Consider the following 14,042-nt stretch of genomic DNA (forward strand, 5'->3'; position numbering starts at 1 on the left):
GATCTCACCCTTAATCTGACGACCATGTTTAAAAAGACATTTTTCCAAATCCACTGGTTTCTGGGGATTACAGCAGGTTTAATCCTCTCGATAATGGGGGTCACTGGCGCAATCTATTCCTATGAACAACAAATATTAAAATGGATGAATAGCGACAGTTATACGGTTCAGGTTCAGCAACGTGACAAACTCACGCCTGCCGAGCTGTATCAGCACTTTAACCGTACTGCGCCTGACATGAAGATCAACAGCATTACCGTAGCGCAAGATCCAAGTGCTTCGAGTACCGTAAATGTCGCCAAAGAAGGTGCACGGCGTGGTCAGAATATTATGATCAACCCGTATACTGCGGAAGTCTTGCCAGAGATTAAGGGTCGGGAATTTTTCCAGTTTGTTCAGCAACTGCATCGTAATTTGACGGTTGGCCCGGTGGGTAAGCAGATTACCGGTGCCTGTACCCTGATGCTGATCTTTTTTGTCTTGTCAGGTCTGTACCTGCGCTGGCCGAAACGTCATTCGATCAAGCAATGGTTCTTTGTAAAACCTCAGCTGAAAGGCCGTAATTTTATCTGGGATCTGCACGCTGTTGTGGGAACCTGGGTGGTGATTTTCTACCTGATTCTGGCCTGTACCGGTCTGTACTGGTCTTATGACTGGTGGCGCAACGGCATGTTTAAAGTGCTGGGTGTGGAACGCCCACAACCGGAAATGCAGGCCAATGCCGGCAATAATCGTGGTGAAGGACGTCCAGGCGGTGAACATGGTCCGCGTGCCGAAGGTGAGACACGAGGCGAAGGCCGCCAGGGTGGCGAACGCGGTACTCGTGGTGAAGGCCATGAAAGTCTCAGCCCTGAAGCTACTGTCCGTGCGCTAGACCAGAGCTGGATTGGCTTTAACACTGAATTTTCAGATAAGTATTCTACCGTAACGTTTAACCTTCCGAAAAAACCGGATGGTGAAATGCAACTGAGCTTTGTTGATCCGGTCGCTCAGCATGAACGTGCACGAAACAGCGCTACTTATAATTACCAGACAGCTGAATTTACCGAAGTTGAGCTGTATGAAGATAAAAAGCTCAATGAAAAGATCATGAGCAGCATGTTACCGGTGCATCGTGGCAGCTTCTTCGGCCCGATCTATCAGTTCCTTGTCATGGTCGCAGCCTTGTTGATGCCATTATTCTTCGTAACCGGCTGGATGCTCTATCTGAAACGTCGCAAACAGAAACGCTTAACGCTGGCAGCACGTCAGGGTGCAACTCTAGTAAACTTGGATGAAAATGCCAAACCGTGGCTCATCGCGTATGCGTCACAAACAGGGGTTTCTGAGCAGCTGGCTTGGCGTACAGCAACTGCCCTGCAGGAAGCGCGTCAACCGGTAACCGTCAAGCCGGTACAACAGCTGACGCTTGCCGATTTACAGCAAACTGAACAGGTATTATTTGTTGCCAGTACCTATGGCACGGGCGAAGCACCGGATCTGGCTTCTTCTTTTGAGAAAAAAATCCTGTCTGCTCAAGCTGATCTCAGTCATTTAAGTTATGCTGTATTGGCCTTAGGTTCTCAGGAATATCCAGACAGTTATTGCAGTTTTGGCCACCGTATCGATCAGTGGTTAAAACAGAATGGTGCCCAGCAGCTATTCAATACGATTGAAGTGGACAATGCCAATAACGAGCATATCCAGCAATGGAATAGTGCACTGGCACAAGTCACTCGACTTGAGCTACAAGCGATGAATATCGATAAGACCTTTGATCGCTGGAGTTTGAGTAAACGTGAAGTCCTCAATCCGGGTAGTCTGGGTGCGCCTGCCTTCAATATCGAACTGACCCCTGAGCATGAAGCCGTCTGGCAAGCAGGTGATATTGCCGAGGTTCAACCAGGGAATAGCCCAGAACGTATTCATGCATTTATGCAAAAGCACCAGATTACAGCGGGTACACAAGTACCTTCTATGCAACAGAATATTGAACAGGCACTCTGGGATCGTGATCTGACTCAGGCTGAACCTTTTGATTCTCTGGATCAGCTCCTCACGCAATTACCGGCTTTGGCAACACGTGAATACTCGATTGCCAGTATTCCAAGCCAGCAAGTTTTACGCTTGGTGGTACGTCAGCAAACCGATGCTAGTGGTAATCTCGGTCTGGGTTCAGGCTGGCTGACCCAGCATGCGGCACTGAATGCGCCAATTGCCCTACGTATTCGCAGCAATGACTCTTTCCACCTGATTGATGACAACCGCCCGATTATCTGTATTGGTAATGGTACCGGTATTGCGGGACTATTAAGTCTGCTCAGTGCGCGTAACCGTCAGGACTATAGCCAGAACTGGCTGATTTTCGGTGAACGTCAGCGTGAACACGACTTCTTCTTTGAAGAAACCATTCAGGCCTGGCTGCAAATGGGAACCCTGAAACGTCTCGATCTTGCATTCTCGCGCGACCAGCAGGAAAAAGTCTATGTACACCATAAACTGCGCAAACAGGCTGAAGAGCTAAAAGCCTGGATTGCTCAAGGTGCAGTCATTTATGTCTGCGGTAGCATCAATGGTATGGCTAGCGATGTGGATGAAGCCCTGACCGAGATTCTCGGTGAAACAATGCTAGATCAATTACGCTTGGATGGACGTTATCGCCGTGATGTATACTAAGATAACCTGATATGCTAAAAACCGGGCTCAATGGCCCGGTTTTTATTGAAGATGTAAAAGCAATAATAAGAATAAGAAAAAAGGAACCCTGAATGCTCAATCAATTTAAACGAAGTTTCAGCCTGATCTGTGGCTTGATTCTATGTATCAATAGCGTCTGGTTACTGAGCCAAGGTCAGAGGCATTTTGCTATTGCCCTATCGGTCCTCATTGGGATGGCATTCATCCTGTATGCCTTGTTTTTTTCATCTATTCAGCGCTGGAAACAGAATTCCCGATTCAGAACCTTGTTCTGGAACAGTCTCTGGGGCGGATTTCTATTCTGGATCATCAGTGTCGCGGCTTTCTTCGCTTATATCCAGATGTCAATCAACCCGACTATTCCGGCACGACCTGCTGCAGCGATTTTAGTATTAGGTAGTGGTATTAATCAGGGTCAGCCCTCACCCATCTTAAAAAATCGTCTGGATACCGCAGCAAAATATGCAGAACGATATCCGAACACTTTAATCATTATGACCGGTGGACGAAATTTCTGGGAGAGACAGAGCGAAGCTGAAGTCATGCAAAGTTATATCCATACGAACTATCCGCAGCTCAACAACCCCATTAGCCTAGAAGATCAAAGCAGAAGTACCCAACAAAACCTGCAATATTCTCAGGCAATCTTAAAGCAGCAACATATTCATCGAAATGAGCCAATTGCGATTGTCACCAGCGATTTTCACAGCCCTCGTGCCCGTGCCATTGCCAGACATCAGGGCTATCAGCAAGTGATCAGTCTGAGTGCCAGCACACCTCAAAATATTCGTTATAATTCATGGCTACGCGAATATTTTGCCTTGATTAGTGGGTGGCTACTGAATGAATATTCATTGTTCCAATAAACAAGCTGTTTTAAAAACAATAAATTTAATTTAAACGGATCTGCCTAGGCAAAGGCATATCCGGATTTTTGAACAACTCCGGCTTTTGCACATAAATCTGATACAGATAATTTTTAATATCGAGTAATAATTTTTCGGGTGCTACCAGAATATTCTGCCCTTCTGGGGTCAGATCAAGCGAAACAATGGTACTTTCCTGACGTAAAAAGGGAATGACTTTCTCTACAAAATCCTTGAGACCAATTTCCTGAATCTCGTAATTTGCCCAATTGTCTTTAATCAGCAGTCGAGCCAGACCTTTACTTTGCCAGCAGGCAAATGCGCGTTGTCCGGTCGGCGTGGCACATAAGGCCCAGCCATCTTGGTAGAGTGCAAAAATGCCAGCATTGGCAACAATGGCTTCAATATATTGCTTATAAAGCTGTTGAGGATCGAAAGCAGTTTTTTGGGATTTGGTCGCGGCTTTGCGCTGATAGGGATTTCTCATGGTCGTGAAATCTTAATATTATTATAATAGAATCAGATTCTAAGGAATAAATAGCGTTGAAGCAAGAAGATATGGTGGGCGCTGACGGGATCGAACCGCCGACATTCTGCTTGTAAGGCAGACGCTCTACCAACTGAGCTAAGCGCCCTGAGAAAACAACAGTGTTGTTTTAAATGACGCAAGACCAACAAGGAATATAGTCTTGGTATCTTGAAAACTCAGATCTCAGGAATCCAAGCTTCTCATCTTAGGATGGCGCAGCGGACGGGGCTCGAACCCGCGACCCCCGGCGTGACAGGCCGGTATTCTAACCAACTGAACTACCGCTGCATCGTAAGAATCTGGTGGGCGCTGACGGGATCGAACCGCCGACATTCTGCTTGTAAGGCAGACGCTCTACCAACTGAGCTAAGCGCCCTGATAAAGAGTGTCAATCTTTAGTTTATTAAATTCAGGCTCAGGGACCTCAATTTAATTTCTTTTGAAATGGCGCAGCGGACGGGGCTCGAACCCGCGACCCCCGGCGTGACAGGCCGGTATTCTAACCAACTGAACTACCGCTGCATCGCAAAAGAATCTGGTGGGCGCTGACGGGATCGAACCGCCGACATTCTGCTTGTAAGGCAGACGCTCTACCAACTGAGCTAAGCGCCCTCAAAAGGTCTATCGTATAAATGGCGCAGCGGACGGGGCTCGAACCCGCGACCCTCGGCGTGACAGGCCGATATTCTAACCAACTGAACTACCGCTGCATTTACACAATGTCGCTATTGTGGCAAACGAAAATCAAGATCTTAAAGTGGCGCAGCGGACGGGGCTCGAACCCGCGACCCCCGGCGTGACAGGCCGGTATTCTAACCAACTGAACTACCGCTGCAACTATAAGGTCTCAACATGAAAGAGCTTGGTGGGCGCTGACGGGATCGAACCGCCGACATTCTGCTTGTAAGGCAGACGCTCTACCAACTGAGCTAAGCGCCCTTTCTAAACGTCTATCATCGTTTGATGGGTGCATTATAGAGAATCTGCACAGCCTGTCAAACGCTTTTCGGAATGTTTTCCACTTTTTAGGTGTGAGTGATTAAAAAATAGGTTGTTTGTTAAAAAAAACAACACTTTTTGTTTATTTTTTAAGTCTCTACCGAAATTTTTTAATTTTCAAAATCAAAATTGAAGCGAAATTTTGTGTTTTACCCTGCGAAGTTTCAGTCTTAACCATACGATGTATTGCAATTCTGATTAAGGATTATACAAAGCTTTAAAATACTCGACGTTGTGTTCATGTAATCTTGCAACTGGCATTTATTTTTATTCAGAAAATGCCAGTAAATCTAAGCTTCAAATAATCATTTAACCCATTCCATGCGATAAAAATACGATCGGGATCAGATTAATCAATCTTTTCTGCTGTCTCCACCAAGCAGATTCAGCCTATAAAAACAAAATCATTTTCACATGACTTTAAGTCGATCCGTTATGTTATTCAGTGCGTTGAACATTCAGCATTTCCAGATCCAATTCCTGTTCAGAGATATAAACCAGTGCATTCTCACTGATCAGGTCAAATAATTCAGCGACATCCGGATTACGCATACGGATACAGCCGTGCGACAGCGGCTCTCCCATCTTTTCAGTTTCTGGTGTGCCATGAATATAGATATAACGCTGATAGGTATCGCAGCCCTCGCCTTGATTAAAACCAGCTTCAAGGCCACTCAGCCATAAAATGCGCGTCAGGATCCAGTCCCGCTGCGGGAATTCTGCCGCCAATTGGGGATTATAAATTTCACCCGTCGCCTGACGTGCGACAAATACACTATTTAAGGGAGCATTCTGACCAAACTTTTCAGCAATCTTGTGCCAGCCACGAGGAGTCTTGCCACTATTTTCAGTTTCACCAATGCCATTTTTGCCACTGGAAATCAGATATTGCTTGTTTAGACGGGGCAGATACAGTTTTTGTTGGGCAAGATCAATCAGGATATCGGCTTGATCCAGATGCAAGGTATTCATGACTTGTTATTCTCAGACTCTATTTTATTTGGCTTTATAGGGTTTAACTGATTATCTTCAGATGGCGCTGTTGGTAGATCTGTCTTTTCTGGGTCAACTGTATTTTGCTGAATAAGGATCTGATTCGGTTCAGGGCGTCGCCATAACCAGATCGCGACGATCAGCATCGTAATATTGGTAAAGGCTTTTACGGCCAAGGGTGCAGTAGTAAACAGCATGATGATCCCGCTGATCAGCATCATGATACTGGCCAGCCATTTGGCCTTACGCGGTACAGTACCGTGGGCACGCCAATCTCTTAAGGTCGGACCATATTTGGGATGATTCAATAACCAGTCATCCATTTGTGGCCAGCCTTTGGATGCCGCCCAGGCCGCCAGAATCAAAAAGACCGTTGTTGGCATACCCGGCAGGATTGCACCGATAAAGCCCAGGATCACAAACAGCACCACCAGACTTCGCCAAAACAACACTTTCATACATCAACCCTAGCCGCAGAATTCAGGTAGTATAAAGCGTTTTCCGATACTGTCCGTTGTATTTCTGCACTTTTCACAGGTTGTACTATGCCCTTTTCCAATTTAAACCAAAATCTTGTAGAAGCATGGCAACGTTATCAACATCCTCTGGTGCGGCAACTGGCGTTCGCTGTCGGCAGTCCGAATATCCTGTTCCATATTCCAGATGAACTTGAGCTTATATATTACTTTGAACTGCATGAAAGCCAGGCCTGGCAGCACTATCTCAACCGTTACCATCCACGTTTAGAGTTTCTTGATCAGCATCCAGAAGAATTAATCGAATTTGTGCAGCAACTGAAAAGTACGCGTTTAGGGCTGCGCTTTGAAATGCTGATCTGGTTCTGGTTACTCGATGATGCCTATCATCCGTATCAGCTGCTTGGTCATAGTCTGCAAAAAATTGAGGGTGCCAAGACCTTGGGTGAGCTGGATTTTCTGTTATTAAATACCGATACAGGACAGATTGAACATTGGGAAGTAGCACTGAAATATTATCTGGCCGAAGCCGATTTTAGCCTGCCGCATTGGTATGGCCTGAACCGCACCGATACTTTAATCAGAAAAATGAAGCATTTCACGCAAAAACAATTCCAGTTTGATGAGGCTTTGCAGCATCCCATTCAAAAACGTTTTTGCGTCCTCAAGGGACAGCTGTATTTGCCTACACATCATGCCGATCAGCCAATTCCCTCATGGATCAATACCGAGCGTCGTCTGGGTTTATGGGGACAACATATTCCTGCTGCACAGCACGCTTTCTATCGCCTGCAACGACATGAATGGATTTATCCGCAAGCCCGGCCGAGCAGTTCAGCTGCGATCTGGTGGACAGATGGCCTCTATAAGATGGACGATAGCAATGACTTTTATATGTATCGCAATCCGGTGCTGATCCAGCATCCATCGCATAAACCCCTATAATGCATTACATTTATTAACCGAAGCACTATGAAAACCACATATTTTTTAGCGCGTATATTTTCTACTCTAAGTCCCACATCATAATAATTTTATTATTGATTATACGGAGATGATGATGAAAAAAATTCTTGCTGCTTCATTAATGATGGCTTTTGTATTGACTGGCTGTAACACTGTAAAAGGCATGGGCAAAGATGTGTCTAAGGCTGGCGATGCGGTAACCAATACTGCTGAAAAAACCTCTGACGAAATCCGTCAAAACTAGTTTTTTCCTAAACGCTCACAGAACCCTATCCCAGATAGGGTTTTTTTATATCAGTCGTTCACATTCAAGCCTATATTCGCCTATTATAGAACCGAAAAAATTATCGACTGTTGAATACCGTATGAGCTCTTCCGCTACCCTCGATTTAAGCCTGCAACTATTACGTCAGCCTTCTGTCACACCGATTGATCATGACTGCCAGAACATCATGGCTGAACGTTTAAAGAAGATTGGTTTCAACATTGAATCCATGCGCTTTGAAGATGTAGATAATATCTGGGCACGCAAAGGCACAGAAGGTCCGGTCTTCTGTTTTGCTGGCCATACCGATGTCGTGCCAACGGGGAATCTGGATGCCTGGAACTCAGATCCTTTTTTACCAGAAATCCGTGAAGGCAAACTTTATGGTCGTGGCAGTGCCGACATGAAGACGGCTTTGGCAGCCATGGTAGTTGCAACAGAACGTTTTGTTGAAAAATATCCGAATCACAAAGGTTCGATTGCCTACCTGATTACTTCAGATGAAGAAGGTCCATCGATTAACGGCACGGTGAAAGTGATTGAAACACTGGAAGCGCGTAATGAGAAAATTACCTGGTGTCTGGTCGGTGAACCGTCAAGTACTAATAAACTGGGCGATATTGTCAAAAATGGCCGTCGTGGTTCATTAAATGCCAACCTTACAGTCAAAGGCAAACAGGGTCATGTGGCTTATCCGCATCTGGCCGTGAATCCGATTCATACCGCTTCTAAAGCCATTGCTGAACTGTGCGACACAGTCTGGGATCATGGCAACGAATATTTCCCGGCGACGACCTTCCAGATTTCCAATATCAATTCGGGTACAGGCGCAACCAATGTTGTTCCCGGCACCATGAACCTATTGTGCAACTGGCGCTATTCAACTGAAGTGACCGCGGAAGAACTCAAAACACGTACTCTGGAAATTCTGGATCGTCATGGCGTGGACTATGACATTTCTTGGACTTTATCTGGCTTACCTTTCCTGACGCCAGTCGGTGAACTGGTGAATGCAGCTAAAACTGCGATTCTGAATGTAACAGGAACTGAAACCGAACTTTCGACTTCGGGCGGCACCTCAGATGGTCGCTTCATTGCCCCTACCGGCGCACAGGTACTGGAACTTGGCGTATTGAATGCCACGATTCATCAGATCAATGAACATGTCGATATTGCAGACTTAGAGCCATTGGCTGAAATCTATGAGCAGATTCTCGTGAATTTACTTGCCAATTAAGTAAATTCATAACGCAATAAAAAAGGAACTCCATGGAGTTCCTTTTTTATATTTTATAGCCTGGATTACAGCCCGATTGTAGCCTGAATATTGGTCATATTCGGAATATGGAACAGCTGTTCGTTCATGCGCACATATTGAAAGATGGCAGGATCATTCACCGGCTGATCGACATCGACCACTTCGGAAATACGAATCCGGATGGTTTTCGGCATTTCATTGCACATCAAGGCAAAGCGCTGAGTAATTTCATCCCCCTCAATCACCAGTGCCACCCCATTTTGACGTGACGGATCATTCACTGCATAGACCGGTAACTGTGCCTCATGCCATTCTACAGTTTTGACCTGAGTATTGCTATCCAGTGCTGACAGGACAATGTTTTGTGGCAATAACATCGGATCTTTGCCATGACAATCAATAATATAGGCATCAATAAATCCGGTCGATACCGTAATCAGATGCTGAAGTTCCTGCTGGCTAATCTGATCAGCCATTTTATTGCTTGAATTGGTCTGACTCATATATTACCTCTGTTTTTCAGCAATCAGTTGCTGGATATTGGCCAACAGTTCCGCTTCCTGGAACGGTTTACCCATATAGTGCGTTACGCCCAAGCTGAATGCACGTTCACGATGCTTCTCACCGGTACGTGAGGTAATCATAATAATCGGCAAGTCACGGTGAATATCATGGTGACGAACCAGATTGGTCACTTCGAAACCGTCCATGCGCGGCATTTCGATATCCAGCAACATCAGATCCGGTCTGACGTTTTCAAGCTGCTCGATCGCATCTACGCCATCTTTGGCAGTGACAATATCATAGCCTTGACGTTCAAGCAGACGCGACGTCACTTTACGTACAGTCACCGAGTCATCGACAATCATCACCAGACGACGTGCATTTGAATTACGCGAACCATCACGCTGATCATTCAGCTGTTTGACACGCTGTGTCGCCTGAATCTGGCGGGCAACATTCTGTCCATCGAGAATCAGACAGACCTGACCATCACCCAGAATCGTGGCACCGGCCACTACCCCGACGTTGGCAAACTGCTGTCCAATCGGTTTTACTACAATCTGCGCTCGTGAACCGACCAACTGATCGACCAGCAAGGCAATGGTTTGACCACTATTACCTTTAATCAACAGCACCGGCAATGAATGACCAACATTATTCAGACGTGGAATCGGCTGGTTGCCAACAAACTCAGACAGATAACGCAGCTTATAGTTTGCGCCATCGATCTTGAAATAGTCATCTTTACTGTTGAAATAGCTTTCCAATGTGGTCGGTGCAATACGCACAATTCGGTCAATCTGCGCCAGAGAAATCGCATATTGCTGATCGCCCACTTTCACCATCAAGGCATCGCTGACCGCTACGGTCGTCGGTACGCGAATCGTAAAGACCGTACCCTTGCCCAGTTCCGAGCTCACTGACACATGGCCGCCCAGTGATTTGATCTCGCTTTGTACCACATCCAGACCGACACCACGACCAGAAATCTGGGTCACTGCTTTCGCGGTACTGAAACCAGGATGGAAGATAAATTGCAGGATTTCTTCCTGATCAATGACTTGATCCGCTTTGATTAGATCCAGACTCAGCGCTTTTTCACGAATCTTCTCTGCATCAATCCCCTTACCATCATCACTAAAGGATACAATTACATCGGTTCCCTGGCGGCTGATGTTCAAGACAATCGAACCCACTTCCGGCTTGTTCAGTGCGATACGATCTGCCGTATCTTCCAGGCCATGGTCAATCGCATTACGCAGCATATGCTCAAATGGTGTGACCAGACGCTCGAGAATATTACGATCCAGTTCACCTTCGGTATTCTGTACGATCAGTTCTGCAGGACGGTTCAAGGTGGTCGAGGTTTGACGCACAATACGCTGTAAACGCGGCAACATCCGGTCAAACGGAACCAGACGGGTACGCATCAGACTTTCCTGAATCTCGGCCTGAATACGGGATTGTTGCAATAACAGTCCTTCAGTTTCGCGAATCTTGTCGGCCAGCGTACTCTTGAAGTCGACCAAATCCGATGCTGATTCTGCAAGTGACTTGGACAGCTGGTTGAGCGACGAATATTGGTCCATTTCCAGCGGGTCAAAGTCGGCATAGCGCGAGTTCTCTGAACCATGTTTGGCAATAATCTGTGATTCCAGCTCGCCTTCCATTCGACGTAACTGATCAGCAAGACGTTTGATCGCCAATTCCATCTCGTTCAGGGTATTGCCTAGCTGACCCAGGTCCATCTCGATACGCGAACGGTTAATCGAGTTCTCACCGGACAGGTCAATCATCTTCTCGACCAGATCAGCAGAGATACGGATCATCTCGTTATTACTATCGCTGGTACCGCTATTCGCCCATTCACCCATCATCTGTGGCGGTTCAGTACCATCACCTTCAACAAAGCCGAAGTCGGTGCTGACTACAAGATTATCTGTTTTCGCCAGACGCTCAGGCAATTGCGCAGTAACGTCCACATAAGCAATCTTTTTCAGACTGCTGTGAAGCGGCTCAAAGCCGCTATAGTCGCGCTGGAAAATCGCCTGTCTTAACCAGACCAGCGTTTTCTGCAATAAGCCGTCATAGGCATTCGAGTTAAATTGATAGACCGCAAACTGTTCGAAAGTCGTTTCCAGCTCATAGGCAATACTGGCCACTTCTTCAACATCAATCATACGTGCGCCACCCTTGATACTATGGGCGGCACGCTGTAATTGCAGCAATAAACTACGGTCACTACGCTGATCAAACCATTGATTGAGGAGCTTCTCGGCATTCGCCAGAATCTCTTCGGATTCTTCGAGGAAAGATTCTTCAACAATCGATTTCAGCTCGTCTTCTTCAGAACGTTCTACTGGTGTGTCTTCAATAGGCTTAGGAGATTCCAAGATTTCCAGTAATTCTTCAGCTTCAGCCAGATCAGTCGCAGGCTGTTGAGTCGCTGTGGATTCTTCAAGTTGCGGCTCAGAAATTGATGTCGCTTCGACCTCTGCAACTTCAACTACAGCGCCCGTACTTTCAACAGCAGCAACAGCTTGCCCAGAAACCAGCGCCTGAATATTTTGCAAAATCGCAATCGCTTCTGGTGCAGGATAATCAATACCGTCTTCCCGAATCGATTGAATACGATCGGAAATGTTGTCCTGTACTAGGCGAATAATTTGGATTAAAGCAGGTGTCACGGCAATTTGCTGACGGATCACACGCTCATAAATACTTTCCAGTTCATGCGCAATCAAACCGATATGCGAAGCTGCAATCATGTTTGCACCACCTTTTAAGGTATGCAAATGACGCATCAGATTGTTCAGTGAAGTCGTATCATCCTGTTTTTTGCTCCAGGTATTCAGATCTTCATCAATGCCTGCGAGCAATTCATCCGCTTCTTCCAGGAAGATACTTAATAATTCTTCATCAAAATCACGGTTGGTTTCAGTACTTTGCTGCTGCTGACGATCTGCAGCGATGCGTTGACTCAAACCAGCAAAATCGACACTGCCAGGCGCGACAGTTTCAGCCACTTGTGTGGCCTCTGAGCTTAGCTCAATATTCTGATTACTAATATCTTCAGCAAATATCTCGAGATCCTGCTGCACAAATGCAGACAGTTCACTGAGTATTTTTTGAATCTCATCATTCAGAATGACGCGCTGTCCTGCGGCCAGGGTATCAAATAAATGAATAAATTCCTGGTGTGCCTGTGCGAACAGCTCATAAGCATAATCACTGTTTAGCAGCACTGGCTTTTCAAGTAGCGCATCATAAGCCGATTTCAGATCGGCAGTGAATTCATGAATTCCTTGGGCTGCCCGGCTTTCTGTATGTGCCAGCAATTCTGCAGCCTGCTGGCTGAGTGCCTGAATATATTCCGGATAATCGACTTGGGCACGTTTATCAAATTCAAACTCGGCATCCAATAACAGATCAATATCCAACTCAACCAGTTTGGACACCAAGCCTTGCGTCTGAATGCTATTGGTTTCAATAACTGCAAAGCCATAATTATTCCAGACACGCTCAAAGGTGGCATATACCGCATCCAGTTTTGCAGTATTGCCCTGACGTAGCAAATGCAGATAGTCACTGACAAACTCAGCATACTGAATCAGTAAAGCGGTTTCTTTTGAGGTTGAGACAATTTCATCTTGTAGCAAGGTTTTGAACAGATGCTCTACTTTAGAGCTGGCCTCAAAAATCTGGTCAATCTGCGCCATCGATGAACTGCCGCGCAAGGTATGAATCGCACGAATCAGCGCATTATAATCTTGTGATTTTTCATCTTCAGTGCGAAGGAAGGTGGCAATCGTTTCCAGATGTTCTTCTGCTTCTTCAATAAAGATCGCTACAGTTTCTTCGATATCACTGCGAACCGGTACTTCTACTGGCGCTATTGTTAGCTCAACTTCACTTGGCTCATTGTCTGCAAGCTCAAGACCTGTCATCTGACCTTCAGCGGTCAAATGATCTGCCAATGCCAGTAATTCTTCCAATGCAGGTTCAGGCGAAATTTGTTGTTGTAATTGTTGTCCCAACAGCACCATTGGACGCAGATCGAGATCCAATTGCTGTACATGTTTGAATTTTGGATATAAAGCATATTGATAGACATTCAGTACCGCTTGGGCAAATTTTTGCACCGTCGGTGTTAGCTGAATCGAACCGGACAAAACCCGGTTTAAGGTATCTTCAACCGCCCAGGCCATTTCCCCTGCCGATTTTGCCCCGACCATGCGGCCTGAACCTTTCAGGGTGTGAAAATGGCGGCGAATGGTCTTCAGATTTTCTTGATGATCTGGATTGCTCAACCATTCTGGAAATAAAGCATTTAACTCAACGAAGATCTCTTCGATTTCCTCAACAAAAATTTCAAGAATTTCTGCATCTTGGTCAAGATAACTATCTTCAGGAAGCGTTGTCGTTTCAACTAAATTTTTTAATATTTCTTTCATAGCTCATGCTTCTTACGTTATGCCGCCAAGAAGGGCGCTCAAACTTAATTGTGACC

9 protein-coding genes, 8 tRNA genes and 1 pseudogene are annotated in these 14,042 nt (G+C 45.9%); 5 read left to right on the top strand and 13 right to left on the bottom strand.

What is annotated here, in order from left to right; all coding sequences use genetic code 11:
- Nucleotides 1-24: 24 nt before the first annotated feature.
- Together BFN00_RS06125 and BFN00_RS06130 are read left to right on the top strand one after the other, a co-directional pair.
- Nucleotides 25-2,655, top strand: coding sequence for a PepSY domain-containing protein (locus tag BFN00_RS06125; RefSeq protein ID WP_213032101.1), 2,631 nt, complete (start codon nucleotides 25-27; stop codon nucleotides 2,653-2,655).
- Between the two features lie 92 nt (nucleotides 2,656-2,747).
- The gene (locus BFN00_RS06130) at nucleotides 2,748-3,542 is read left to right on the top strand and encodes a YdcF family protein (RefSeq protein ID WP_071850774.1); all 795 of its coding nucleotides are present in this window, start codon (nucleotides 2,748-2,750) and stop codon (nucleotides 3,540-3,542) included.
- 25 nt (nucleotides 3,543-3,567) lie between these two features.
- On the opposite strand, the gene BFN00_RS06135 is transcribed toward BFN00_RS06130, so the two are convergent.
- The 11 genes and pseudogenes from BFN00_RS06135 to BFN00_RS06185 all read right to left on the bottom strand — a co-directional run.
- Complete coding sequence (locus tag BFN00_RS06135) at nucleotides 3,568-4,029, bottom strand: DUF2750 domain-containing protein (protein ID WP_005104048.1); 462 nt, start codon at nucleotides 4,027-4,029, stop codon at nucleotides 3,568-3,570.
- Between the two features lie 72 nt (nucleotides 4,030-4,101).
- Nucleotides 4,102-4,177: transfer RNA gene (locus BFN00_RS06140), tRNA-Val, on the bottom strand.
- A 105-nt stretch (nucleotides 4,178-4,282) separates the two neighbouring features.
- Nucleotides 4,283-4,359, bottom strand: a tRNA-Asp gene (locus tag BFN00_RS06145).
- Nucleotides 4,360-4,371: 12 nt separating this feature from the next.
- Nucleotides 4,372-4,447, bottom strand: a tRNA-Val gene (locus tag BFN00_RS06150).
- A gap of 69 nt (nucleotides 4,448-4,516) precedes the next feature.
- A tRNA-Asp gene (locus tag BFN00_RS06155) sits at nucleotides 4,517-4,593 on the bottom strand.
- A 14-nt stretch (nucleotides 4,594-4,607) separates the two neighbouring features.
- A tRNA-Val gene (locus BFN00_RS06160) sits at nucleotides 4,608-4,683 on the bottom strand.
- A 21-nt stretch (nucleotides 4,684-4,704) separates the two neighbouring features.
- Nucleotides 4,705-4,781, bottom strand: a tRNA-Asp gene (locus BFN00_RS06165).
- A 48-nt stretch (nucleotides 4,782-4,829) separates the two neighbouring features.
- Nucleotides 4,830-4,906 (bottom strand) — tRNA-Asp (locus BFN00_RS06170).
- Nucleotides 4,907-4,934: 28 nt separating this feature from the next.
- Nucleotides 4,935-5,010: transfer RNA gene (locus BFN00_RS06175), tRNA-Val, on the bottom strand.
- A gap of 498 nt (nucleotides 5,011-5,508) precedes the next feature.
- Nucleotides 5,509-6,042 carry a cell wall-recycling L,D-carboxypeptidase ElsL gene (elsL, locus tag BFN00_RS06180; protein ID WP_071850775.1) on the bottom strand — a complete coding sequence of 178 codons (534 nt, stop codon included), beginning with the start codon at nucleotides 6,040-6,042 and terminating at the stop codon, nucleotides 5,509-5,511.
- Nucleotides 6,043-6,167: 125 nt separating this feature from the next.
- Nucleotides 6,168-6,521, bottom strand: a pseudogene (locus BFN00_RS06185) (YbaN family protein); the annotation flags it as partial.
- A gap of 87 nt (nucleotides 6,522-6,608) precedes the next feature.
- Between BFN00_RS06185 and BFN00_RS06190 the strand changes: the two are divergent.
- The 3 genes from BFN00_RS06190 (at nucleotide 6,609) to dapE (ending at nucleotide 9,007) form a co-directional block, all read left to right on the top strand.
- Nucleotides 6,609-7,484 carry a DUF1853 family protein gene (locus BFN00_RS06190; protein ID WP_071850776.1) on the top strand — a complete coding sequence of 292 codons (876 nt, stop codon included), beginning with the start codon at nucleotides 6,609-6,611 and terminating at the stop codon, nucleotides 7,482-7,484.
- Between the two features lie 112 nt (nucleotides 7,485-7,596).
- Nucleotides 7,597-7,749: an entericidin A/B family lipoprotein gene (locus BFN00_RS06195; protein ID WP_004280704.1), complete on the top strand. Its 153-nt coding sequence runs from the start codon at nucleotides 7,597-7,599 to the stop codon at nucleotides 7,747-7,749.
- Between the two features lie 121 nt (nucleotides 7,750-7,870).
- Complete coding sequence (gene dapE / locus BFN00_RS06200; protein ID WP_071850777.1) at nucleotides 7,871-9,007, top strand: succinyl-diaminopimelate desuccinylase; 1,137 nt, start codon at nucleotides 7,871-7,873, stop codon at nucleotides 9,005-9,007.
- A 65-nt stretch (nucleotides 9,008-9,072) separates the two neighbouring features.
- On the opposite strand, the gene BFN00_RS06205 is transcribed toward dapE, so the two are convergent.
- Together BFN00_RS06205 and BFN00_RS06210 are read right to left on the bottom strand one after the other, a co-directional pair.
- Entirely contained in the window at nucleotides 9,073-9,531 is a 459-nt protein-coding gene (locus BFN00_RS06205; RefSeq protein WP_044111490.1) for a hypothetical protein, read from the bottom strand.
- A gap of 3 nt (nucleotides 9,532-9,534) precedes the next feature.
- Nucleotides 9,535-13,986 carry a hybrid sensor histidine kinase/response regulator gene (locus BFN00_RS06210; RefSeq protein ID WP_071850778.1) on the bottom strand — a complete coding sequence of 1,484 codons (4,452 nt, stop codon included), beginning with the start codon at nucleotides 13,984-13,986 and terminating at the stop codon, nucleotides 9,535-9,537.
- Nucleotides 13,987-14,042 lie beyond the last annotated feature (56 nt).

Source organism: Acinetobacter sp. AR2-3 (assembly GCF_001878775.1).
GTDB classification, from domain to species: domain Bacteria; phylum Pseudomonadota; class Gammaproteobacteria; order Pseudomonadales; family Moraxellaceae; genus Acinetobacter; species Acinetobacter lwoffii_D.